Source organism: Micromonospora sp. NPDC049171 (assembly GCF_040648275.1).
Classification (GTDB): domain Bacteria; phylum Actinomycetota; class Actinomycetes; order Mycobacteriales; family Micromonosporaceae; genus Micromonospora.
In genome coordinates this window covers 24,498-48,064 of sequence record NZ_JBEZDJ010000021.1, presented here as the reverse complement: position 1 = coordinate 48,064, position 23,567 = coordinate 24,498, and the positions used below count along the sequence as shown (strand labels likewise).

14 protein-coding genes and 1 tRNA gene are annotated in these 23,567 nt (G+C 72.6%); 6 read left to right on the top strand and 9 right to left on the bottom strand.

Features of this window, described 5'->3' with window-relative positions; translation table 11 throughout:
* Nucleotides 1-5: 5 nt before the first annotated feature.
* Nucleotides 6-6,290 carry a thioester reductase domain-containing protein gene (locus AB0B14_RS24970; RefSeq protein ID WP_357524498.1) on the top strand — a complete coding sequence of 2,095 codons (6,285 nt, stop codon included), beginning with the start codon at nucleotides 6-8 and terminating at the stop codon, nucleotides 6,288-6,290.
* Nucleotides 6,287-7,051 carry an alpha/beta fold hydrolase gene (locus tag AB0B14_RS24965; protein ID WP_357074563.1) on the top strand — a complete coding sequence of 255 codons (765 nt, stop codon included), beginning with the start codon at nucleotides 6,287-6,289 and terminating at the stop codon, nucleotides 7,049-7,051. Before AB0B14_RS24970 ends, AB0B14_RS24965 begins: the two co-directional genes overlap by 4 nt.
* A gap of 93 nt (nucleotides 7,052-7,144) precedes the next feature.
* Here the strand turns inward: AB0B14_RS24965 and AB0B14_RS24960 are convergent, their stop codons facing one another.
* The 5 genes from AB0B14_RS24960 to AB0B14_RS24940 form a co-directional block, all read right to left on the bottom strand.
* Nucleotides 7,145-9,667, bottom strand: coding sequence for a transglutaminaseTgpA domain-containing protein (locus tag AB0B14_RS24960; RefSeq protein WP_357524496.1), 2,523 nt, complete (start codon nucleotides 9,665-9,667; stop codon nucleotides 7,145-7,147).
* Entirely contained in the window at nucleotides 9,643-10,812 is a 1,170-nt protein-coding gene (locus AB0B14_RS24955; RefSeq protein WP_357524494.1) for a DUF58 domain-containing protein, read from the bottom strand. The genes AB0B14_RS24960 and AB0B14_RS24955 overlap by 25 nt, the downstream gene beginning before the upstream one ends.
* Before the next feature lie 14 nt (nucleotides 10,813-10,826).
* Nucleotides 10,827-11,822 (bottom strand): MoxR family ATPase, encoded by a 996-nt coding sequence (locus AB0B14_RS24950; protein ID WP_357074572.1) that lies wholly within the window; start codon nucleotides 11,820-11,822, stop codon nucleotides 10,827-10,829.
* Between the two features lie 27 nt (nucleotides 11,823-11,849).
* Nucleotides 11,850-14,477 (bottom strand): fibronectin type III domain-containing protein, encoded by a 2,628-nt coding sequence (locus tag AB0B14_RS24945; protein ID WP_357524492.1) that lies wholly within the window; start codon nucleotides 14,475-14,477, stop codon nucleotides 11,850-11,852.
* A gap of 177 nt (nucleotides 14,478-14,654) precedes the next feature.
* The gene (locus tag AB0B14_RS24940) at nucleotides 14,655-17,417 is read right to left on the bottom strand and encodes a hypothetical protein (RefSeq protein WP_357524490.1); all 2,763 of its coding nucleotides are present in this window, start codon (nucleotides 17,415-17,417) and stop codon (nucleotides 14,655-14,657) included.
* 233 nt (nucleotides 17,418-17,650) lie between these two features.
* Between AB0B14_RS24940 and AB0B14_RS24935 the strand changes: the two genes are divergently transcribed.
* The 4 genes from AB0B14_RS24935 to AB0B14_RS24920 all read left to right on the top strand — a co-directional run bounded on the left by AB0B14_RS24935 (nucleotide 17,651) and on the right by AB0B14_RS24920 (nucleotide 20,730).
* Nucleotides 17,651-17,737, top strand: a tRNA-Leu gene (locus tag AB0B14_RS24935).
* A 280-nt stretch (nucleotides 17,738-18,017) separates the two neighbouring features.
* Entirely contained in the window at nucleotides 18,018-18,353 is a 336-nt protein-coding gene (locus AB0B14_RS24930; RefSeq protein WP_357524488.1) for a hypothetical protein, read from the top strand.
* Entirely contained in the window at nucleotides 18,350-19,444 is a 1,095-nt protein-coding gene (locus AB0B14_RS24925; protein ID WP_357524486.1) for a site-specific integrase, read from the top strand. Before AB0B14_RS24930 ends, AB0B14_RS24925 begins: the two co-directional genes overlap by 4 nt.
* Nucleotides 19,445-19,578: 134 nt before the next feature.
* Nucleotides 19,579-20,730 carry a low temperature requirement protein A gene (locus AB0B14_RS24920; protein WP_357524484.1) on the top strand — a complete coding sequence of 384 codons (1,152 nt, stop codon included), beginning with the start codon at nucleotides 19,579-19,581 and terminating at the stop codon, nucleotides 20,728-20,730.
* A gap of 227 nt (nucleotides 20,731-20,957) precedes the next feature.
* On the opposite strand, the gene AB0B14_RS24915 is transcribed toward AB0B14_RS24920, so the two are convergent.
* The 4 genes from AB0B14_RS24915 to AB0B14_RS24900 form a co-directional block, all read right to left on the bottom strand.
* Nucleotides 20,958-21,614: an alpha/beta hydrolase gene (locus AB0B14_RS24915; protein ID WP_357524482.1), complete on the bottom strand. Its 657-nt coding sequence runs from the start codon at nucleotides 21,612-21,614 to the stop codon at nucleotides 20,958-20,960.
* Entirely contained in the window at nucleotides 21,611-21,751 is a 141-nt protein-coding gene (locus AB0B14_RS24910) for a hypothetical protein (RefSeq protein WP_357524480.1), read from the bottom strand. The genes AB0B14_RS24915 and AB0B14_RS24910 overlap by 4 nt, the downstream gene beginning before the upstream one ends.
* 267 nt (nucleotides 21,752-22,018) lie before the next feature.
* Nucleotides 22,019-22,447, bottom strand: a complete 429-nt coding sequence (locus AB0B14_RS24905) for a thioesterase family protein (protein WP_357524479.1) — start codon at nucleotides 22,445-22,447, stop codon at nucleotides 22,019-22,021.
* A 358-nt stretch (nucleotides 22,448-22,805) separates the two neighbouring features.
* Nucleotides 22,806-23,552 carry a hypothetical protein gene (locus tag AB0B14_RS24900; protein ID WP_357524477.1) on the bottom strand — a complete coding sequence of 249 codons (747 nt, stop codon included), beginning with the start codon at nucleotides 23,550-23,552 and terminating at the stop codon, nucleotides 22,806-22,808.
* Nucleotides 23,553-23,567 lie beyond the last annotated feature (15 nt).

Below are 23,567 nucleotides of genomic sequence, written 5' to 3'. Positions count from 1 at the left end.
CGCACATGTCCAACGAAGAGAAGCTGGTCGACTACCTCAAGTGGGTCACCGCCGACCTGCAGCAGGCGCGCGCCCGCATTGCCGAGATGGAGAACCCGCAGCGCGACCCGGTCGCCATCGTCGGCATGTCCTGCCGGTTCCCGGGCGCGCAGGGCCCGGACGAGCTGTGGCGGGTCGCCGTCGAGGAACGCGACGAGATCACCCCGTTCCCGACCGACCGCGGTTGGGACCTGGACGCCCTCTACGACCCGGACCCGGCCAAGCCCGGCCACATCTACATCCGCGAGGCCGGCTTCGTGGCCACCGCCGGGCTGTTCGACGCCGCGTTCTTCGGCATCTCCCCGCGCGAGGCGCTGGCCATGGACCCGCAGCAGCGGATCCTGCTGGAGTCGGCGTGGGAGGCCATCGAGAACGCCGGCATCGATCCGAGCACGCTGACCGGGTCCCGCACCGGGGTGTTCGCCGGGCTGGTCGAGCAGAGCTACCTGGACCTCGACCCGCCGGAGGAGTTCGAGGGCTACCAGATGACCAGCAAGCTGAGCAGCATGGCGTCCGGGCGGATCGCGTACACGCTGGGGCTGCAGGGCCCCGCCGTGTCGATCGACACCGCCTGTTCGTCGGCGCTGGTCGCGGTGCACCTGGCCGCCCAGTCGCTGCGCTCCGGCGAGTCCACCCTGGCGCTGGCCGGTGCCGCGTACATTGCCGCGCACCCCGGCGGCTACCTGGACGGCTCCCGGCAGCGGGGACTCGCCCCGGACGGCCGGTGCAAGCCGTTCTCCGCCGCCGCCGACGGGATCGGCTGGTCCGAGGGCGCCGGGATCCTCGTGCTGGAGCGGCTTGCCGACGCGCGGCGCAACGGTCACCGCGTGCTGGCCGTGGTCCGCGGCAGCGCGGTCAACTCCGACGGCGCCTCCAACGGGCTCACCGCCCCGAACGGGCTCGCCCAGGAGCGGGTCATCCGGCAGGCGCTTGCCGACGCCGGGCTGACCACCGCCGACGTTGACGCGATCGAGGCGCACGGCACCGGGACCCGGCTCGGCGACCCGATCGAGGCCGGGGCGCTGCTGGCCACGTACGGCGCCGGCCGCCCCGAGGGCCGTCCCGTGCTGGTCGGCTCGCTCAAGTCGAACGTCGGGCACGCCCAGGCGGCCGCCGGGGTCGGTGGCATCGTGAAGATGGTGCAGGCCATCCGGCACGGCGTGCTGCCCCGCACGCTGCACCTGGACGAGCCGTCGCCGTTCGTGAACTGGTCGGCCGGCGACGTCGAACTACTCACCACCACCCGGCCGTGGCCGAGCACCGATCGACCCCGCCGCGGCGCGGTCTCCGCGTTCGGCGCCAGCGGCACCAACGCCCATCTGCTGCTCGAACAGGCACCGGAAACCCGAGAGCCGTCCGGCGACGAGCCGGAGACGGTGGTCGCGGGGCCGCTTGCGTGGGCGGTGTCGGCGAAGACACCGGCCGCGCTGCGGGCCCAGGCCGCCCGGCTCGCCACCCACGTACGGTCGCTGCCCGCGAGCGACCGCCCGGACGTCCTGCGCGACGTGGCGTACTCGCTGGCCACCACACGTACGGTGTTCCCGCACCGGGCGGTGGTGGTGGCCGCCGACCGGGACACCGTGCTGGCCGGCCTGGACGCGCTCGCCGCCGGGGAGAGCGCCGAGAATCTGATGACCGGCACGGCCGCCGACCGGGGTCGTACCGTGTTCGTCTTCCCGGGCCAAGGCAGCCAGTGGCCGGGGATGGCGACCGCGCTGCTCGCCTCCTCGGACGTGTTCGCAGCCCGCGTCGTCGAGTGCGTCAAGGCGTTCGAACCGCACCTGGACTGGTCGTTGGACGACGTGCTGCGCGGCGTGCCCGGCGCGCCGGCCCTGGACCGCATCGAGGTGGTGCAGCCGGCCCTGTTCGCCGTACACGTGGCTCTTGCCGCCCTGTGGGAGGCGGCCGGAATCCGGCCAGACGCCGTCGTCGGGCACTCCCAGGGCGAGATTGCCGCAGCCGTCGTCGCCGGCGCGATCTCCCTCGCCGATGGCGCCCGCATCATCGCGGTCCGCAGCCGGCTCGCCCGCCGGCTGGAAGGGCGCGGTGGGATGGCCGCGATCGGCCTGCCCCGCGCCGACGTCGAGCGGCGCCTGGGGCGCTTCGCCGACCGGCTGACCCTGGCGGTCGAGAACGGCCCGGCGTCGGTGCTGGTCGCCGGCGAAAGGCAGGCCCTGGACGAGTTCGTCGCCGAGTGCGTTGCGGCCGGCGCGCGCACCAAGCGGTTCCCGGCCGACTTCCCGTCGCACTCGCCGCACGTCGCCGTCGTACAGCAGGAGATGCTCGAAGCCCTCCGCAACGTGCGGCCCCAAGCGGCGACCGTGCCCCTGTACTCGACGGTCACCGGCGGGCGCCTTGACACCACCGGCATGGACGCCCGCTACTGGTACGCCAACATGCGCCGGCCGGTCGAGTTCGCCACCACCCTGCGCGCCCTCGCCGACGCCGGGCACGGCACGTTCATCGAGGTCAGCGCGCACCCGGTGCTGGTCGCCTCGCTGCGCGACAACCTGGGCGCCGACGCGCTCGTCGGCGGCACCCTGCGCCGCGACACCGACGCCGTGCGCACCTTCCAGCTCGCCCTCGCCCACCTGCACACCCAGGGCCTGCCCGTCGACCGGGAACACCCGTTCGCCGGGACGAACCCGCGGGTCGTTCCGCTGCCGACGTACGCGTTCGAGCACACCCGTTACTGGCATGTCGCCGCCGGCCGCACCGGCAACGCCACCGGTCTCGGCCTGCGCGACACCACCCACCCGCTGCTGGGCGCGGCCGTGTCCCTGGCCGGCGGCGACGAGACGGTGTTCACCACCCGCCTGCCCGGCTCCGGCAACCCGGCGGTCACCGACGCGACCCTGCTGGAGATGGTGGCCCGCGCCGGCGACGAGACCGGCTGCACGACCGTCCGCGAACTGCGCACGATCACCCCGCTGGAGATGCCCGCCCGGGGCGGCCTTCAGGTCCAGGTCAGGGTCGGGGCGCCCGGAGAGCGCGGCCGGCGTCCGGTGACCGTGCACGCCCGCCCCGGTGACGGCGACGGCCCGTGGACCCGGCACGCCGAGGGCACCCTCGGCGTCACCATCACCGCTGACCAGGAACCGATTGCGGTCTGGCCGTCCGCACCCGAGGCGGTCACCGACTCACCGCACCTGTACGCCGAGGTCACCCTCCCGGAGAACCTCGCCGGCGAGGCGGACCGGTACGTTCTGCATCCGGCCCTGCTTGACGCCCTGCTGAACGTGGCCCCGGGCGACGGCCCGATCCACGCCTGGAGCGACTGGCACGTCCACGCCACCGGCGCCACCACCCTGCGCGCCCGCCTGACTCCGGCCACCGGCGGCGGGTTCAGTGCGGTCCTCGCCGACCGCACCGGCCGGCTCGTCGCGACCCTCGGCGCCGCCGAACGCGGAGCGCACACCTCCGGGCGGCAGCCGGTGTCCGATGCGATGCTCGCCGTGCGGTGGACACCCGTCGAGGTCACCGGCCCGACCCCGGACCACGACTGGGCCCCGCTGATGTCCGCCGACCCGGACCACCCCGACCGGCTGCGCGCCGCCCTGGACCGGGCCGCCGCGGCCACCGCCGTCCGGTACGACTGCGGCGGCGAGCCCGCCGGATCGCGCACCGCCGAGCAGGCACACCTGCACACTCGCCGCGTCCTCACCCTGGTACAGGCGTGGCTGGCCGACGAGCGGCTCACCGACGTCCCCCTGCTGATCACCACCAGCGGCGCGGTCCCGGCCGGTGGTCCGGTGACCGATCCGGCGGCGGCCGCTGTGTGGGGGCAGCTCCGCTCAGCGCAGTCGGAGAACCCGGGCCGCTTCGTGCTGGCCGACATCGATCATGACGACGACCCGTACCCGATCCTGTCGATGGTCGCCGCCAGCGGCGTCGCGCAGGCCGCCGTCCGCTCCGGCACCATCCTCATCCCGCGCCTGCACCGGGTCGGCGCCACCGCGTCCGCTCCGCCGTGGACGCCCGGCGGCACCGTCCTGATCACCGGCGGCACCGGCGCGCTGGGCGCCCTGTTCGCCCGACACCTGGTGGCCGCACACGGCGTCACCGACCTGGTGCTGACCAGCCGCCGCGGACCCGCCGCGCCGGGCGCTGCGGAGCTGGCGGACGAGCTGACCGGACTCGGCGCGCGGGTGCGGATCGCGGCCTGCGACACCGGGGACCGCGAGGCGCTGCGCGCCGTCCTGGACGGCATCGCACCGCAGCACCCGCTGACCGGAGTCGTCCACGCGGCCGGTGTCATCGACGACGGCCTGATCACCTCTGGCACCACCGAGCGGCTCGACGCCGTACTGCGGCCCAAGGCCGACGGCGCGTGGCATCTGCACGAGTTGACCCGCGACCTGCCGCTGACCGCGTTCGTCCTGTTCTCCTCGCTCGCCGGGGTCATCGGCGGTGCCGGCCAGTCCAGCTACGCCGCCGCTAACACGTTCCTGGACGCGCTCGCCGCCCACCGCCATGAGCAGGGGCTGTCAGCCACCTCGATCGCCTGGGGCGTCTGGCAGATCAGCGGCGCCGGCGGGGAGCTCAGCGTCGCCGACATCGACCGCATCGCCCGCGCCGGCTACCCGCCGATCGCCACCGGCGCCGGGACGGCGCTCTTCGACGCGGCGCTCACCCTCGGCGAACCCGGCGTCGTGGTCGCGCCCCTGGACCCGGACGCCCTGCGCGCGCGGCCCGACCAGGTGCCGGCCATGCTCGACGCGGTGCTGCGCCTGACCCGCCGCGAGGCCGCCGGCAACGACGCCGCGCAGGCGGGCCTGCTCGAGGAACTCGCCGGGCTGCCCGCCGACCAGCGCCGCGACCGGCTGGTCGAACTGGTCCGTGCCGAGGTCGCCGCCGTACTCGGCCACGTCAACCCCGGTGAAATACCCGCCGATCAGCGCCTGTCCGACCTCGGCTTCGACTCGCTGACCGGCGTCGAGTTCCGCAACCGGCTCGGCGCGGTCGCCGGGCTCCGGCTACCGGCCACGTTCGTCTTCGACCACCCGACTCTGCTGGACGCCGCCGGCTACCTCGCCGGCCAGCTGGGCGGCGCCGACCAGCCCGCCGGGCCGGACTTCGCCGCCGACATCACCCTGGCCGACGACATCCGGCCTGCTGACGAGCTGCACCGGGTCGTGGCCGACCCGCGCGAGGTGCTGCTCACCGGCGCTACCGGCTTCCTCGGCGCCTACCTGTTGCGCGATCTGGTGAGCCAGACCCGGGCCCGGGTGCACTGCCTGGTGCGCGGTGCCGGACCGGACGAGGCACGCCGGCGGCTGATGGACAACCTCGACTGGTACGGCCTGACCGGCCAGATCGACCAGGACCGGATCGTCGTCGTCCCCGGTGACCTGGCCGCGCCCCGGCTCGGACTGACTGAGCAGCACTACGACACTCTGGCCCGCACCGTCGACGCCGTCTACCACGCGGGCGCGGCCGTCAACTGGGTACAGCCGTACGCGACCGTGCGCGACGCCAACGTCGGCGGCACCGCCGAGATTCTGCGACTGGCCGCCCGGTTCCGGACGGTGCCGGTCCACCACGTGTCCACCCTCGGCGTCTACGTCGGACGTGACACCGGCGGCGCCGGGCTGCGTGTCGGCGACCCGGCCGGCCCGGGGGAGCGGCTGCCCACCGGCTACACGCAGAGCAAGTGGGTGGCCGAGCAGATCATCGAGATCGCCCGCGGCCGGGGTCTGCCGGTTTCGATCTACCGCATCGACCTGATCGCCGGCGACCGGTACTCCGGGGCCTGCCAGAGCCGCGACTACGTGTGGCTGGCGCTCAAGGGCATGGTGCAGAGCGGTGCCGTCCCGGAACCCATTCCGGTGCGGTTCCGGCTGATGCCGGTCGACTACACCAGCGCGGCCATCCTGCACATTTCCCGGCAGGAGCAGACCTCCGGCGGCACCTTCCACGTGGCCGGGCACGGCGACATCGGGCTGGACGAAATGATCGAAGAGCTGCGCGGTACCGGCTACCCGCTGACCGAACGGTCCGCCGACGACTGGCGGGCGGCGATCATCGGCGACCCGGCCAACGCGCTGCTTCCACTGCTCGACGCGTTCGACGTGATGGCGGCCGCGCCGGACCGCTTCTACCCGCCGGTGGACGACCGCGAGACGGTCGCCGCCCTGGACGGCAGCGACATCGCCTGCCCGCCGGTGACTCGCGAGTTCTTCCGCCGCCAGGTGGACTTCTTCATCAACCGGGGATGGTTTCCCAAGCCCAGCGACGGGGGAGCGGCATGACGACCGAGAGCTGGGTACGACGGTTCACGCCCGCCTCCGCCGACGCCCCGGTGCTGGTGTGCCTGCCGCACGCCGGCGGGTCCGCGTCCAGTTTCTTCGCCCTGGCCCGCGCGCTCCCCCCGGACATCGAGGTCCTCGCCGTGCAGTACCCGGGCCGCCAGGACCGGCTCACCGAACCCCTGGTGGACGACCTGGAAGTGCTCGCCGAATCGGTCGAGCGGGCGCTGCTGCCCTGGTCGCACCGGCCCACGGCGGTGCTGGGCCACAGCATGGGCGCCACCGTCGGGTTCGAGCTAGCGGCCCGCCTGGAACGCGACGGTCGTTCGCCGCTGGGCCTGATCGCCTCCGCGGCCCGACCGCCGTCGCGTGCCGGGGACGCGAAGGTGCACCTGCTCAGCGACGCGGCGCTGCTGATCGAGGTGGAGATCCTCAGCGGCGCGGCCATCACCGACCCGGTGCAGGCCGAGTTGGTCCGGGCCAGCCTGCCGGTGATCCGCAACGACTACCGCGCGCTGGAGACCTATCCCGGTGGTACCGGGGCGTTGCGGTGCCCGATCGCGGCGCTGGTCGGCGAGCACGATCCGCGGGTCGCCCCGGATGAAGCGCGGGCCTGGGCACGGCACACGTCGGGGCAGTTCGTATGCCATTCGATGCCGGGCGGCCACTTCTATCCGGCCACCCACCTGCAGCCGCTGGTCGCGGTGGTGACCGAACTGGTGGCCGGCTGGTCGCAGTTCGCCGGCGCCCGGGTCAGCCGCTGACGGTCACCGCGGTCACGAGCAGCCCCCAGTCCGCCACCGGTGATCAAGAGGTTCGGGTCAGGGACGGGTCTTGAAATGACGCGAACCTCTTGATCACCGCGGGGGGCGGCGGGGGTGGGAGTGGGGGGACCGGCGGGCCTGGTGGAGGGGGGAGGGGTGCACGGACCAGAGCAGGCGGCGCCACCAGGGTCGGGCCGAGCGCAGGTCGGTGATGTAGGCCGTGGCCACCTCGGCGGCGCGGGCCGCCTGATCGGCCGCCGCGGCCTCGGGGGCGAAACCCACCTGATTGAGCAGCGTCGCCAGCTCGTCGACGGCCGGCTCCGCGCCGGGCACGCCGCCGCCGGGCACGCCGCCTCCGGGTGTGCCGCCTCCGGTCGTGGCGCTGCCGGATGCGCCGCCTCTGGTCGTGCCCGCTCGGGCTTCGGCCAGGGCCTGGCGGGCCTGCGCAGCCACCTCGGTCGCCGCCAGGTCGTCGCCGACCGGGCGGCCGGCCAGTCGCAACGCGTCGGTGACCTCCCGCCAGGCGCCGGCGATGCGCTGGCCGGGGTCACCCCCCGCCAGTCGCTTGCGGGTGAGGGAGCGACGCATCGCCAACAGGGTGAGCAGCAGCGCCCCCACCACCAGCAGCAGGGCACCGCTGCCGCCCGCGACCAGCACCGGCGTGGACACGCCACCCCGTGCGGGCGGGCCCTCGGGGGCGGCCACCGGCTCCGGCGACGCGGTCGGCTCCACGGTGGGCGCCGGCGCCTCCGACGGCGGCGGGTCCTCCGGGGTCGGGCGGAAGTCCTCCTCCACCGGCCTCGGCTCGTTCTCCGGGCGAGGCAGCGGGTCGAACGCCACCCAGCCCAATCCGTCGAAGAGCACCTCCGGCCAGGCGTACGCATCACCGGCCCGCACCGGGCCCTGCCCACTGCAGGAGAAGCCGACCACCACCCTCGTCGGCAGACCGGAGAGCCGGCCGAGCACCGCGAACGCCGCCGCGAACTGCTCCGACGTCCCGCGCTGCCCGCCGCCGTTGCGCGGACCGAAGAGGAAGAAGGCCAGGTTCGGGTACGCGTGCCCGCTCGGCGCGTCGGCCACCACCCGGTAGTGCTCGGCCAGGAACTGCTCGATCGCCGCCGCCCGCGCGTACGGGGCGCCGTTCTCCTCGGCGAGCTGTGCCGCCAACCGGCGCAGCGGGTCGGGCACCCCGTCGGCGACCCGCAGCACCCGGGCCACCTCCTCGCCGGCCGGCACGTTCGCGGTGGCCAGCAGGTTGTTGTCCGGGCGTTCCCGGGCCGACGTCACCGTGTACCGCAGCCCCGGCGTCAGTCCCTCCGGCCTGATCAGCGTTCCCGACGCCGGGTCGTACGCCACCCGCGCCCCGCTGACCTCGCGCGGCGTCGCCACGGCCGGCAGCAGCCGACCGCTCAGCTCCGCCACGGTGATCTCCTGTCGGACGGTATCCACCGTGCTGTCCCGGGCCGGCGCGGTGGCCGGCAGGATCCGCCCCGCGTTGCGGTACGTCGCACCGACCCGCCAGGTGATCCCGTCGTAGTCGCTGAGCACCGCCAACCGGATCTGTACGCTGCGGCCCGCCTTCGCGTCGCCCGCGTCGGCGGTCGCTGCGTCGTCCACGCCGCCGGTCGCCTTCGTGTCGTCCGCTCCGCCGGCCGACGGGGTGGCGCCCACCGTGCTCACGTCGAGGAGCTTCTGCTCCGGGCGCAGCGCCCACCCGGAGATGCGGATCAGCGGGTTCTCGTCGAGCATCTGCACCTGCGGTGGCTCCACGTACCGGCGCGGGTCCACCGGACGCCCGTCGACCTGACCGGCGACCATCGGGCCGAGCAGCGCGACCAGGCCGATCACCAGCGCGACGCCGAGCGCCGCCGAGACCGCCAGCCGAAGCCGCACCGCCGCGCGCATCCCTGGGGCGAGACCGGCCGTCGGGTCACCGCCGGCCGACGGCGTACCCGTCGGCGCGGCCAGCCCGACCGCCGCGACCGCGACGAAGGCAATGGTCGTCCCGATCGCTGGTTCGGCGTTCGGGCCTACCACGTAGAGGGCCGCGGCGTAGAGCCCCGCCGCCGGCAGGTAGCCGAGCAGCATCCGGCCGGTGCGCAGCGCCACCTCCGCCCCGGCCAGACCGGCCAGCCACGCCGCCACCACCGGGACCAGCACCGTGTCCGGTGTGGGCTCCACGGGAATCATCGCGGTGAGCAGCCGGGGAATGCCGTTGCGTGCCGCGTCCGCGCTCACCTCCAGCAGGCTGCCGGGCAGGTCGGCGCGGGCGGCGGCCAGCCGCAACGACCACAGCGTCCACCCGGCCATCGCCGCCATCGACACCGGCGCGACCAGCCAGGACGGCAGCCGTCGGGCGGCGACGCTGACCAGCACCGAGCCCACCGCCGCGCCGATCACCAGCCGGGTCAGCAGGTCACCCGCGTACACCCGGCCGAGCACCACCCCGGCGAGCGCGGTGAGCGTGATCAGCGCCAGCGGCACGACGGCCGCCCGCAACGCGCGTACCACCCGCTCTGCGGCGCTCGGTCCGCCGGCCGTCGGCGGCGCCTGTCGAGGGGCCGCCGTCTCCTTCTGCGGCGCGATGCCCGTCACCACCGGCGTACCCCGTCCCACTCGGCGGCGAACTGCGCGCCGTCCGCCGCGTCGACCACCACCAGGCCGGCCGCGCCCGGCGGCGTCGGCTCGGCCGCCCCGAACACCCCGACCACCACCGACGGGTACGCCCCACGCAGCGCCCCCACGTGCCCCAGGTCGTCGCGCCCACCCGGCCCGGTCAGGAAGATCAGCGTGTCACCGAGCCGGTCCTGGCGCAGCCGGGAAGCCGCCCCACGGACCGCCTCGTCCGCGTCGGACAGCTCGGCGGCGGCCAGCCGGTCCAGTGGGCCGAGCGCCGCACCGACGTCCGTCTCGCCGCCCGGCGGGTCCGGCTCGGCGGCGGCGAACAGCAACACCACCGGCAGGTCCTCGCGGTGCGCGGCCGTGACGACCGACGCCGCCGCCTCACACGCCGACTCGAACGACTCCGCCACCCCACCCACCCGCCGCGGGTGCGCGACGGCCCGGTTGTCCAGCAGGACGACCAGGCGCGGCAGGCTGGTGTCCACGTTCTCCCGCACCATCAGCTCACCCACCCGGGCGCTGGTCCGCCAGTGCACCCGGCGCAACTCGTCGCCCACCACGTACTCCCGTAGCGAGTCGAACGTGATCGAGCCGTGGGGCACCCCGTCCACCCGGCCGTCGAGGCTGCGCCCCGCACCGCGCGGCACCGCCGTCAGCGGGTGGACCCGGGGATACACCCACACCGGCACCACCGTCCCGTACGGGCGGGCCAACGCCACCAACCCCAGCGGGTCGCGTCGGGTCACCCGCAGCGGCCCCACCGGCACCACCCCACGACGGTGCGTCGGCACGTCGTAGCGGACCTCGGTGTCCCGGCCCGGCCGCAGACGCAACACCGGCACCGGCACGCTGCGATCCCCGCACCGATCCTCGGCGAGCAGGTTCGCCGACCGCAACCGACCGGTGTTGCGCACCGTCACCATCATGCTCGCCGGCTCGCCGCGGGCCACCCGGTCCGGATCGGCGTGCCGGGTCACCGTCAGCCGGGGCCGCCAGGCCGCGACGAGCGCGGCATAACCCACGGCCGCGCCGGCCGCCGCGCCGAGCAGCGTCAACTCGGGGTACGCGAACCGGAAACCCACAGCCAGCAGCACCACGGCGGCGACGAGCAGCCCGACCCCACGGGCGGTGATCCCCATGCCGCTGCTGCCGGTCAGCCCTGCACCGGAGCGGGCTGCCCCGACGGCAGGGGCACCGGCACCGAGGCGATGGCCTGGCGCAGCACCTCCGCGGCGGTCATCCCGCGCACCTGGGCCTCGGGGGTGAGCAGCAGCCGATGCGCGAACACCGCCTCGGCGAGCGCCTTCAGATCCTCCGGCATGATCCAGCCCCGCCCGTCGATAAGCGCGTACGAGCACGCCGCGCGGGTCAACGCGATCACACCCCGGGGACTGACCCCGACCCGCACCTGCGGGTGGGTGCGGGTCGCGGCGGCCAGCCGAACCGCGTACGCGTAGAGCGGCTCGGCGATGTGCACCCGGCGGGCCATCCGCACCATTTCCCCAACGGTGGCGGTGTCGGTGACCGGGGCGAGCGCCTCCGGGGAACGCACCGTCGCGCCGCGCAGCACCTCCACCTCGACCGCCTCGTCCGGGTAGCCGACGGAGAGCTTCACCAGGAAACGGTCCAACTGGGCCTCGGGCAGCCGGTAGGTGCCGTCCATCTCCACCGGGTTCTGCGTGGCCACCACCAGGAACGGCGACGGCACCGGATGGCGGACCCCGTCCACCGTGACGGTGCGTTCCTCCATCACCTCCAGCAGCGCCGACTGGGTCTTCGGCGACGCCCGGTTGATCTCGTCGGCGATCACGATGTTGGCGAAGACCGGCCCCGGGTGAAACTCGAAGTCCCTGCTCGCCTGGTTGAAGATGGTCACCCCGGACACGTCCGACGGGAGCAGGTCGGGCGTGAACTGGATGCGCCGCCACTCACCCTTCACCGTGGCGGCGATGGCCCGCGCCAGGGTCGTCTTACCGACCCCCGGCACGTCCTCCAGGAGCACGTGACCCTGCGCGAACAGCGCGGTCAGCGCCAGCCGGACCACCTGCGGCTTGCCGAGCACCACCGCGTTGACGTTCTCGGCCAGCCGGGCGGCCAGGGCGGCGAAGCCCTGGACCTCCGGGTGGGTGAGCGGCTCGTGGGCGTTCACGGTCGGCGGTGCTCCTTGCCTGGTGGTTCAGCAGGTGGGCAGGACATTGATGTCGTCGCCGCCCTCCAGGTTGAGCCAGGCCCACGGGATGTAGTTCTTCTTCCCGTTGAAGTCGACCTGCACCCACCAGGTGCTGCGCTTGTGGTTGTTGTAGACGTAGGAGTCGACGTCCTCGCCGGCCTTCTTGCAGTACGCCTCCAACCGGGTGCCGGGCTTCGCCCAGCCGGCCTGCTGGTCGTTGTCCTGCCGGGTCACCTTGAAGACCTCGTTGCCGTTGCGGCCGTCGCGCTCCTTGTCGCAGTAGGTGCGCTGGTCGTCGCCCGGCCCGTTGTTGCAGGTCGCGATTCCGTACAGCGACGGGGTAGCCTGCGCCCTCGTCGCAGTGCCCTTACCGGCGGCGTTGTTCGCGGTCACCGTGAACGTGTACGCCGTGCCCGGCGCCAGGCCCGTCATCGTGATGCTGGAACACGCACCGGCCTTCGTCGGCTCACCCGGCGTGCTCACCGCGCAGGTCGCCTGACCGCCGCCCGCGTCCACGGTGAACGTCACAGTCGCCGCCGTGGCGGTCGCCGACGAGCCGGTCACCGTCACCCGTGGCTCGGCGACCGTACGGGCGGTGGCGGTGGCCTCCGGGCCGGCACCCGCCTCGTTGACCGCCTTCACCCGCACCGTGACGTTCTGGCCGTTGCCCAGCCCGGTGACCGTCGTGCGGGTGTCGGTCACCTCAGTGACCCGCCCACCGACGTCCACCAGGTATTTCGTCACCGGTCGGCCGTTGGCCTCGGCCGGCGCCCACTGCACCGTGACCGAGCCGGGCTGGTTGGCGACAGTGCCGGCCCGCAGCTCGACCGGCGCACCGGGCACCGCGAACGGCACCACCGTGTTGCTGACCGGCGACGCCGCCGAACCGGCACCCTTGTCGTTGACCGCGACGACGGTGAACGCGTACTGGGTGCCGAACTCCAACTCACCGGCGGGCACCACCAGCTCCGTCTTCGCCGACTCGCCGACCGGCGCGTTCGTCCCCGCCGAACTGGCCGTCACCGCGTACCGGGCGATGGTGTTGCCCTGGCCGTTCGCGGCCGGCCACTTCACCAGCACCGTGCCGTCCGGTCGCTCCTGGGCGGTCACGCTCGCCGGCGGGTCGGGCACCGCCGCGGTCGGGATCACCGGGTTGCTGGTGCGCGGCGGCCCGTCGCCCTTGGCGTTGACGGCGTGCACCGCGAACCGGTACGTCTCGCCGTTGGTCAGGCCCTTGACCTCCACCGCACGCTGGTTGGCGCCCACCTCCAGGCGCTGGCCGGCACCCTCCACCACGTACTTGATGATCTCGGCGCCGTTCGCGGCGGCCGGCCGCCAGCTCACCCGCGCCTGCGCGTTGCCGGCGGCGGCGGTGACACTGCGCGGCGCGCTCGGCTTACCCACCCGGGGCTTCTTCGGCGGGGGCGGCGGTGGGGCAACCGGCGGCGGATCGCCGCCGAGCACGTCGTTGGCGTACTTGTCGACCTCGCGCACCTGGTGCTTGTCGTCCACCACCCGGGCGGTCGCCGCGTCGGGAGAGTTGATGAACAGGTGGTTTTCCCGGACCTCCAGCTCCAGCGGGCCGTTCGCCCGCCCGCGGATGGTCTCGACCAGCTGGCCATCCCCGTCGAAGGTGTAGATCGTGCCGGTGGCCTCGTCGGCGCAGTAGAACCGGTCCGCCCAGGCCACCGCCGGGCTGAGCCGGTCACCCTCGCCCGGCACCGTGAACGCCCGCTCCTCCCCACCGTCACCCACCACCAGCACCCGCCGCTCGCCGGGCACGGTCACCGGAACCCGCTGCCCGCTGGTGCGCGTGGGCAGCTCACCCGGACCGGACAGCGTCAACGGCGTCGGATGAACCTTGCCCCCCTGCACCCGCACCAGCTTCCCGGCCGTGCGGTCGAGCACCGCCACACCCTCGTCCAGGCTGGACACCACCAGCTCGTGGCTGGCCTCGGCGACGTCGTACGACTCGACCTGCTTCGGGCTGAGCCCGCCGCCGGCGGGCGCGGCCGAGGCCGGCGCGGACGGCAACGTGGCGGCGGTGATCGCCGAGACGGTGCCCTGACTGGGCACCGCGATCCACAGCCGACCCTCGCCGTCGAACGTCCCGCCGGTGATGCCCGGCGGATAGTGCACCGGCTCGCCGACCGGGGTCAGCGACCGCGGGTCGAGCTGGCGCACGATGCCCTGCACGGCGTCGACGACGAACGCCGAATCTTCGTGCAGCGCGACACTCACGCCCAGGCCGGGGGTGGTCCGGGTGGTCGCGGTGAGCTGGAGGGTGGCCAGGTCCAGTGAGCTGATCTGCCCCGTCTGCAGGTCACGCAGGACCAGCAGCCGATCGGTCTGGGTGATCTGCATCGGGTGCCGGACGGCACCGGGGATCTCGGTGCGGGTGTCCACCCGGGCGGTGACCCCGTTGACCCGGGCCAGCTCGCTGCGCGCCGCGCTCCACAGCCACGAACTCGCGTCATAGTTGGCCACCGCGTTGTCGGCAGCGCCGAGCCCCAGAACGGTCAGCCCCATGGCCGCCAGCAGCGCGGCCACCGTGCCCACCGTCACCAGCCCGCCGCGCAGCCGGGACCGGGAGCGACGGGCATCTGTCGGTACGGAGTCTTCGATGCTGGCCACAGCCGGCTGCCTCCCCTGAGTCGTGGCAGGTGGCGGCGCCTCGCGGCGACCCCTCCCCTGAGCCGGGTGCCATCATATGGCGCTGCTGGTGACGGGGGAACCCGCACCGTCACCCCTGTGGATACCGAGCGTGTGCGCAGTGGACGCCCAGCTCACCCCGGTTCCGCTCGGTGTGCCTCAGCTCGGCGACGGTCGCACCGAGGGCTCGCCGCTCGACCCGGCGGTACGCTCCCGCGTCGTACAGACCTGACCCGAGGTCGCGAAGCTGTCGGTGGAGTAGACCGCCAACACCGTGAAACAGTGATCCACTCTCGAGTTCAACCCGTTCACCGTGTAGCTCGTCTTACCCGGGTCCACGGTGGCCATCACCCCCAGTGGCTGCCCCGCCCGCCCGGCCGCGACCATGAACGGCACCGCGCCGCCGGACGGATCAGTCCAGGTCAGCGTGATCGTTGTCGAATCGTCACGCAGCCGCAGATCCCCGGGCGGTGGCCCCACCGTCGCCTGGCCCGCAGCCGTCGGCACGGTGCCCGCGGGCGGCGGGTCGTCCCGGGTCAACACCACCGCACCCAGGCCGGCCACCGCCACGACGGCCACCCCGGCCGCCACCACCGCGCCGATCAGCGTCGCACGGTTGCGCCCCGCCGACCCGCCCTCGTCGGTGTGCGCCGGCCGGTACATGTCGTGCACCGAGTGGTACTGCTGACCCGGGTACGGCACCTGGATCGCCTGGTGCTCCGGGGTCGGGTACTGGTCGCGGGGCGGGTACTGGTCGTGAGTCGGGTACTGGTTGTGAGTCGGGTACTGGTTCTGAGTGGGGTACTGGTCCTGAGTCGGATACTGGTCGTGGTGGTGCTGCGGCGTCGCTCGCGGCGTGGTCGGCCGCGACTCCGCCGGCCTCGTGCCCGCGTCCGCTGACCACGCAGCCGGAGTCGGCCCGGCCGACGGCCCGGCGGTCGAAGCTGGTGGGGCGGCGACGGCCGGAGTCGAACCGGCGTCACCACTGGCCGGGCCACCGCCGGCTGGGACGGCCGGGATCACCTCGGTCTGATCCGACATCGCGGTATACGCCGGTGAGGTCGGCACCACCGCGGCATCGACGCTACCCAGCCCGGACTCACCGTCCGCGCCACTGTCGTCCGCGTCCGGCGGGGGCTCCTCGACGGGGTCGGCACCGGCAGCCGGCAGGGGTTGCGGCGGGGCGGTGCGGCTCCACGGCGGCGCGGTCAACCCCCACGGCGGTACGGGTGGCGCGCTCACCGGTGGTGCGGAGACGGGGTGTGCGTAGCCGGGTGGTGCGGAGACGGGGTAGCTGTGCCCGGGTGGTGCGGAGACGGGGTACCCGTAGCCGGGTGGCCCGGAGACTGGGTAGCCGTGGCCGGGTGGGGCGCTCACCGGTGGTGCGGAGACGGGGTGTGCGCGGCCGGGTGGTGCGGAGACTGGGTAGCTGTGCCCGGGTGGCGCGGAGACCGGGTAGGGATGGGCTGGTGATCCGGAGGCCGGGGACGGGTGCGCCGGTGGCCCGGAGGTCGGGGACAGGTGTGCCGGTGGTCCGGAGACCGGGTAGGGGTGGGCGGGTGGCCCGCTGACCGGGTGGGCTGGTGGTCCGCTGACCGGCTGCGCCGGGCCTGGTTGTCCACCGGCTGGGGACTGTCGGTCCGGCAAGGTCGCGTCGGCGCCGGACGTGTCGGCCAGTCCACTCGCTCCGGCTGCTCCGGCTGCGGCACGGGCGGCCTCCTCGGCGAGCAGCGGTTCGATCTGTCGTACCTGGATGGTGGGGTTGTCCCACCGAGGCGCCGGCGGCCCCGACGCGGGCGCCGCGGCGGCCGGTGCCGGGGCGGATGGGGTGGACGGCCGGTGCGGCACGTCGACCGCCGGGTGGGTCGCCTGGTCACCCGTGCGCTGGCGGGGCGCTACGGGTGGTCCGGACGGTTGCTGCGGTGGCCGCTGACCAGACGGCGGTGGCTGGCTCTCGGCCCTTGGCCGGGGTGGCTGGCCCTCGATCCTGGGCTGAGGTGGCTGGCCTTCTGCTCGTGGTTGGGGCGGCTGACTCTCGGGTCTTGGCCGGGGCGGCTGACTCTCGGGTCTTGGCCGGGGTGGTTGGTCGATCGTTGGCCGGGCGGACCCGGCTGGTTGCTCGCTGGCACGCTGACGGGGCGGCAAGGCGGGCCCGGGTGCGGCGGGCGGTGCGCTGGGCTGCGGCGGTGTGATCGGGGGAGGCATGGGCGTACGCCGGGAGTCGGCAGCTGGCGCTGCGGCGGCGTCGCTGGCCGGGTTGGGTGCGGCGGGGCCGCGTACCCCGGGAGGGGTTGACCAGGGGGTGGCCGGCGCCTGCGGCGGAGCCCAGGGCGAGTTGGTGGGCGGCGGGCCACCAGCGGAGGGGCGCATCGCGGCCAGCGTCGCCATGGACAGCGTCGGGCCGGACAGCGCCGACCGGATGCCGGACTCGGCCGCCGCGCTCGGGTCCGGATCGGGGGCCGGTGACGGCCTGTGCTGCTCACTCGGCGCCGACGAGGGCGGGCCAAGATAGTCGCGGGCGGCGCGTACCGCCGGGTGGTGCTCGCCGAGCGTGGCGGGCCCGGCGGTGGCGACGCGGGTGTAGTTGCGGCGGGCCTCGTGCCGGTTGCCCAGATCCTCCGCGACCTCGGCGAGTTCGAAGGCGAGCGCGAGCATCACCGGGTCGGCGTGCTGCCAACGTCGCTCGCCCGCCGCGAACGCCTCCTCCAGCACCCGGCGGGCGGCGAGCGGATCGTCCGCCTCGCGGTGCAGCCGCGCCAGCAGGTGCGCGGTGTGCAGCATCTCCGGGTGGTCCTTGGCGTACGGCGGGGGAGCGGATTCGACGGCCTCCGCGAGTAGCTGCCGGGCGGCCCTGAGGTCGCCCGCGGCGCGCAGGGCGAGGGCCCGGTGCTGGGCGGCTGCCAGGGGAGAGGGATGGGACACGTGGCAATGCTGCCGTCAGAGGGCCGCCGGCCGCTACCCGGACACGCCCCGGGTGGGGAGTCGGTGGGCGGGTACGAGGTGGTTTGAGCAGGGGCGAAAGCGCGGGGAGGGTGGGGTCGGAAGGCGATGTGCATGATCCACGAGCGGCGTGTACAGTAACTCCCCGTGCGGCCCGCCGTACCGACCATCGGATTGCAAGATCATATGGTCGGCCAGGTAGGCTGAATGTGTAGGTCCGGGTGGCGGAATGGCAGACGCGCTAGCTTGAGGTGCTAGTGCCCGTATAGGGCGTGGGGGTTCAAGTCCCCCCTCGGACACCAGTACGTGTGGAGATCCACGCGAGATCAACTTCCTCTCGCGTGGGGACGCGAGCCGTGACGACTCATATGTGCGCACCGACCCCAGGGAGCCGGCGCCACCTGCGCTGACACGCTTACCTCTGCGTCGGCGGGGGCCTAGGTGAGTCGCGGCAGTCCGCGTCCTCGTTGGCCCGACGAGCAGCTCGTCGAGGCGCTCATACCCACCCCACTGCCGGTCGCATCGCCGGAGCCGGCACCGCTGCCGACCTTGCCCGCGCCCTCCGCCTGCACGAGTGATGGCGTGCTGTTCGACGTGGGCCGACCCGACGCCGCCGGCCGGGTCACCGCTCGTGCGCTGCTGCGGGCCTTGGGCTGGACACCGGGCCTCACGCTGCACGTCGACGTCGTGACCGGCGCAATCCTGATCACCCCGGCCGCCGATGGCGCGCACGTCGTGGGCATCCGCGAAGAGCTGCCCCTACCCGCCGCCGCCCGACACCTGTGCGGCATCGCCACCGGCGAGCCCGTGCTCCTGGCTGCCCTGCCCCGCCAGAACAGCATTGTCGTGCACCCCTCAAACACCATCACGGCGGTTCTGGCCGACCTGCACGCCCGCATCCTTGGAGGGCCCTCATGACCATGGATCCCGATCGTGTTGCCACCGCCCGAGCGATGCTCGAGCACCTCGGCCTCACCGCCGCCGACCTCACCGGTAGTAACCGGCCCGCCGTGCCGACAGTCGCCGAGTACCTTCCTGTTGTGCTCGCCGCGGCGAGCCCGGCCACCCGACGCACCTACGGCAGCTCCTGGCGACGAATGGTCGCCGCCCACGGCGATCGGCGCATCGACGCGGTGCGGGCCAGCGACATCGAAGCCCTCCAGCGACAGGCCACCGCAGGCGCCCGCCCTCGCCGCAACTCCCGACACGGCCGGTACGCCGGCGAGCACCTCGTCGCCGCCGCCCGCGCCTTCTACAACCGCGCCATCGCCGACGGCTACCTGACCATCGCGGACAGCCCGGCCCACCGGTTCCGCAAACCCCGCCGGCTGCCCAACACCCGCCGCGCTCTCACCCCCGACGAACTGTCCGACATCAACGCCGCCGCCCGCAGCGGCGGCAACGACATCGTGCTCGACGCCCTGATCCTGCGCCTGCATACCGAAACGGCCTGCCGACGCAGCGGCGCTCTCGCGCTGCGCCTGATCGACCTGGACACCAACCACGCGCTGATCCGCCTGTCCGAGAAGGGCGGCACGCAACGCTGGCAGCCCATCACACCGATGCTCGCCAGCCGGCTAAACGATCATGCCCGAGCCCGCGGCGCCGTCGCACCGACCGATGCCCTCCTGCGCTACCGCAACGGCCAACCCGCCACCTACCGGCGCTACGACCTGATCTGGAAACGCATCGGCCGACAGCTACCGTGGGTCGCCGTCCAAGGCATCACCACGCACTGGCTGCGCCACACCACCCTGACCTGGGTTGAACGCCACTCCGGCTACGGTGTGGCCCGCGCCTACGCCGGACACACCGACCCCCGCGGAGCCGCCACCACCACCTACATCAAAGCCGACCCGCACGCCGTCGCCACCGCGCTGGCTGCCCTCACCGGTCAGCCACACCCACTGGCCGCCCCCGAGAGCGAGCAGCAATTCCCCGCCCAGGACGCGGAGGACGGGCACGGCGCTACACGGAGTCCGCAAACAAGGGCGAGGCGTCGTGGGTAACTCGCCGGCACCTCGGTCGTTGATCGCCGTGTGCCGCACGTCGCCGGCTGCCGGGCGGGCAAGCCTCACCTCGGGGGATGGCCCGGCCTCGACGTGGAATCGTCCGCGGGAGGCCCAGTGGGGACGGCTCATCGATGACGAGCGCGGAGCCGGTCGGGTTACGACGTGACCCTAAGTCGTCGAGCCGGGCGACGTTGCTGGAGTTGTTCTTCGACGTCTTCTACGTCGCCGCGTTCGCGCAGTTGTCGATGGAGTTGGCCGAGCACTCCACCTGGAGCGGACTGGGTCAGGGTCTTGTCCTGCTGCTGGCCGTCTGGTGGACCTGGTCGGTCACGGCGATCGTCACCGAGTTCTACGATCCCCGGCTACGGGTGATCCAGGGCGTGGTCGCCAGTGCGATGTTCGGCGTGGCCCTGATGGCGGTGGCCGTACCGAGTGCGTACGAGGGGCGCGGTCTCCTCTTCGCGAGCGCGTACGTGGGCCTGCACCTGGTACGGGGGGCTCTGCTGGTCGGCGCACTGCGTCCACGCCGCGCGCACGCCCGCGAGGAACGGTTCCTGTTCTGGTTCGTCATCTCCGGAGTTCTGTGGCTCGCGGGCGGTTTCGTCGATCCGGCCTGGCGTACCGGGCTGTGGGCCGGCGCGCTCGCCGTCGACTACGTGGCCACCGCGCTGCGCCACCCGACACCCGGACTGGGTCGGGTGCCGCTGGACCAGTTCAACCAGTTGAGCGTCCATTTCGGCGAGCGCTACCAGCAGATCGCCATCCTGGCCTTGGGCGAACTGACGCTGATGGCCACGCTGACATTCGCCAGCGCGACCTACACGCCCGCCCGGGCTGCCGTCTTCCTCATCGCGATCGCCATCGCGCTGCTCTTCTGGCAGATTTATGTGCTCCAGAGCAACACGCTCGTCGACCGGTCGGCGCACTGGCGTCCGCGTCAGGCGGTGCGCCTCGCGCCGTACGTCTATGCGGGTGTGGTGACTGGCGTGATCGCCACGTCGGCCGGGGTGGATCTCGTCCTGCACGAACCCCTCGGGCCCACCACCCCGACGAGTTGGGTCGCCCTCATCGTCGGTGGCCCGGTCCTGTTCGTGCTCGGGCGAATGAGCTCCGAGTACGTACTCCTCGGTCAGCTCCCGCGGTCGCGGGTGGGTTGGCTGGTGCTGCTGCTCGGCCTGACGCCGGTGCTGAGCGCGCAGGCCCCGATCGTCGTTCTGGTCGTCACGATGGGCGTCTTGTTCGGCATCACGCTGACCGACGCCCGGCGCAACCGACACCACTGACCCACCGCCATGAAGATCAAGGTCATTGAATCGGCCGCGACGATAGGCAACGATCAGGCCGGTTTGCTTGTTGCACTGCCGGGTGGGACTGCAACGTCACCGCCGGTAAATTCACCCCACCCTCCGGGTACGCGCCCGCCAGGCCAACAACGCGTTCGGTCTCGGTCAGAGGCCGGACGCGCCGTGTGCGGGACGCCTCGGCGGAGGCGTGACTGTTCGGCACAGGCTCAGTTCGCCGAGGTCTCGGCAGGTGACTGTGCTGGCCGGAGGAACGCCGCCACCGCGGCGTTGAAGGCCGCCGGGTCTTCCAGGTAGGGCAGATGGCCCAGTTCGGGGAACCGAGCTATCCGCGTCCCGGGATGTAGAGCCGACATGTCCTCGATGGTGTACGCCGGGATGAGGTCGTCTCGTTCACCCCTGATGAGCAGCACCTCAGCCGGAACATTGGCCAGCTGACCTTCCTGGTCGCTGTCGAGGGTCTCGCTGAAGATTCGCCGCAGGTGGGAGGCGTCGACGCCCGACAGTGACCGCATGAAGCTTCGATTGATTCCGGGATGCGCGGTCATCCCCATCTTCGACAGCAGTGCCTCTCCCCACGCCGTGACGCCGTTCGGCTGAAGGAGAAGGTCGTACAGCTCGACGTTGCGGCGGTGATCTTCCGGAGTCAATCGTAGGAAGGCGTTGACGATCACCAGGGCTGGAACCTGGGCCGGTCGGCTCGCCGCGAACGCCAACCCGGCCCGCGCGCCGGCGGCCAGACCGACGATCGACACCTGCTCCACCGCGCAGTGCTTAACCACCGCCTCGATAGCAAGGGCATAGTCCCCGAACGGCACCTCGATCCCGGTCGACCGGCCGTGGCCCGGGAGATCCAGCGCAATCACGCGGTGGGTCGCTGCGAAGTACCGACGTTGATGCAACCAATTTCCGGCGGTCCCCCAAGTCCGTGCAGGAACAGAAGTGCCGGTCCGGCGCCCTCAACGGTGAAATGCAGGCGTTCTGCGCCCCATTCGAGCATCATCGAGAAAAGATACCGCCGGACCGGCTGTTCACCGGTGAGCCCGACCAGGAGTGACGCGCGGTCCGATGGACCTTGTCCTCCCGCACGGACAGTGAATTCTCGCTGCTGACGTGCGTTCCACCTCAGCGGTCACCAGTGCGCAGACGACGACGTCCGCAAACTCCAGGCACTGTGATTCTTGCCTTCGCCCCTGCTGGCGGGCGAGTCTGCCCGGCACGTGTCGTGCCGGGCAGACGCCTTTCACGTCGACGATGTCCACGACCCGAATCAGTCAGTCCCCGCCGGCCGCGCCAGGTCGTCGTGGATGCTACGAGCAAGATCACTCCACTCGGCCGGCTTCATCGTGCGTGGATCGATATGCACGTGCTTCCGCACCCCCTCGGCATGAACGACCTTGCCATCCATCGACACGAACCGGAAGCCCATGTCAGCCGATTTCGAACCGAGTCGTTCCGTCCAGAAATGCACCTCGACATCGCCGTAACCTCGGATGGGAGCGTCATATCTGATACTGAATTCACGAATGACGTGATAAAGGTCCGGCTTCGGCCCACCGAATGCCAATCCCATCGGCGCGACGTATGCCGCGATAGCATGCTCCAGCAATCTGGGATAGTTGGCGTGATGCACGATGCCCATCGGGTCCAGGTCATCGAACTGAACACGCACGGGCTGCAAGTGGCCGTACGACACCACGAGATTCCACCTTTCTTTCGTCTTCCACCACCAAGGCATAGTTGGCGGAAAGACATTCACTGTGTGTTGTAAGGTCACGGCCTGCGGAGGCCGGCGACCCCCACCGGCCGGGCCTGTGGGTCTACCGGTGTCTTCGGCCTGACACTCCGGGCGTTGTGCCTAGCGGCGTGGGTGCCGTCATGACCCGCGGCACGGAGCGACCCGATCGGGTGTAAGAAGTGACACAAGCGTCGGCGGAGGCAAAGCTGCCGCCGACTCGGTCAGGGCAGCCAAGGAACAAGGGCTGTCGCTGACAATCCCGGACCGCTGCCCACTAGTGCGGTACCGCCGGCTACCAGTAGGAAGAACGACCGGGTGTCTACCTCTTGAGACGCCGGCTTCCGGCGTGCCAGTCCTCGACCTTGCCCGTCTCCTGTCCGGTGACTCCGAACGACGGCAGTTGTGGCTGCTCGCGCAGGCTGCGCTTGAGTTCGGCGAAGCCGGGGAACTGGGCGAGGCCGACGACGTGGTCCCACAGCTGTGCGGCTTGCTTCTCGTCGGGCAGCCGGCTGATCACCGGCCCGAAGAACGCCGCGCCGTCCGGCGGTTGGAAGTGCACGATCGGCGTGCCGACGTCCTTACCCGTCAGTGACAGCGCCTCGTCCGACTCGGCCTGGATCTCCGCGTCACGGGACGTGTCGTCGAGGAACTCGACAAGCGAGGTCGGCAGGCCGGCCTCGGCGAGCGCGACGGTGGCGAGGTCGGGAGCACCCTGCCAGCCCGCCTTCCGGCCGTCGTCGGGGCCCACCTCCAGGATGCGGGCGCCGTACGCCTGGTACAGGGGGCCGACTGCCTCGCGACCGTGCTTTTCACGCACCGCGGAGGCCATCCGCAGCAGCCGCAGCCCCGCGGTGTGCTGGGCTTCGTACTCTGGCGGGAAGTGGCTGTCGTAGTCGATGTGCGAGTTGATGAGGCGCAGCGAGATGAACCGCCAGTCGACGGTGTAGTCGCGTTGTGCCTGCACGATCCTGATCCACTTGCTTGTCATCCACGCGAATGGGCAGACCGGATCGAAGTAGAAGTTGATGTCAGCGGGCCTGGCCGAGCCCGCTCTTCCAGATTCCATGTGTGCCACCTTCCC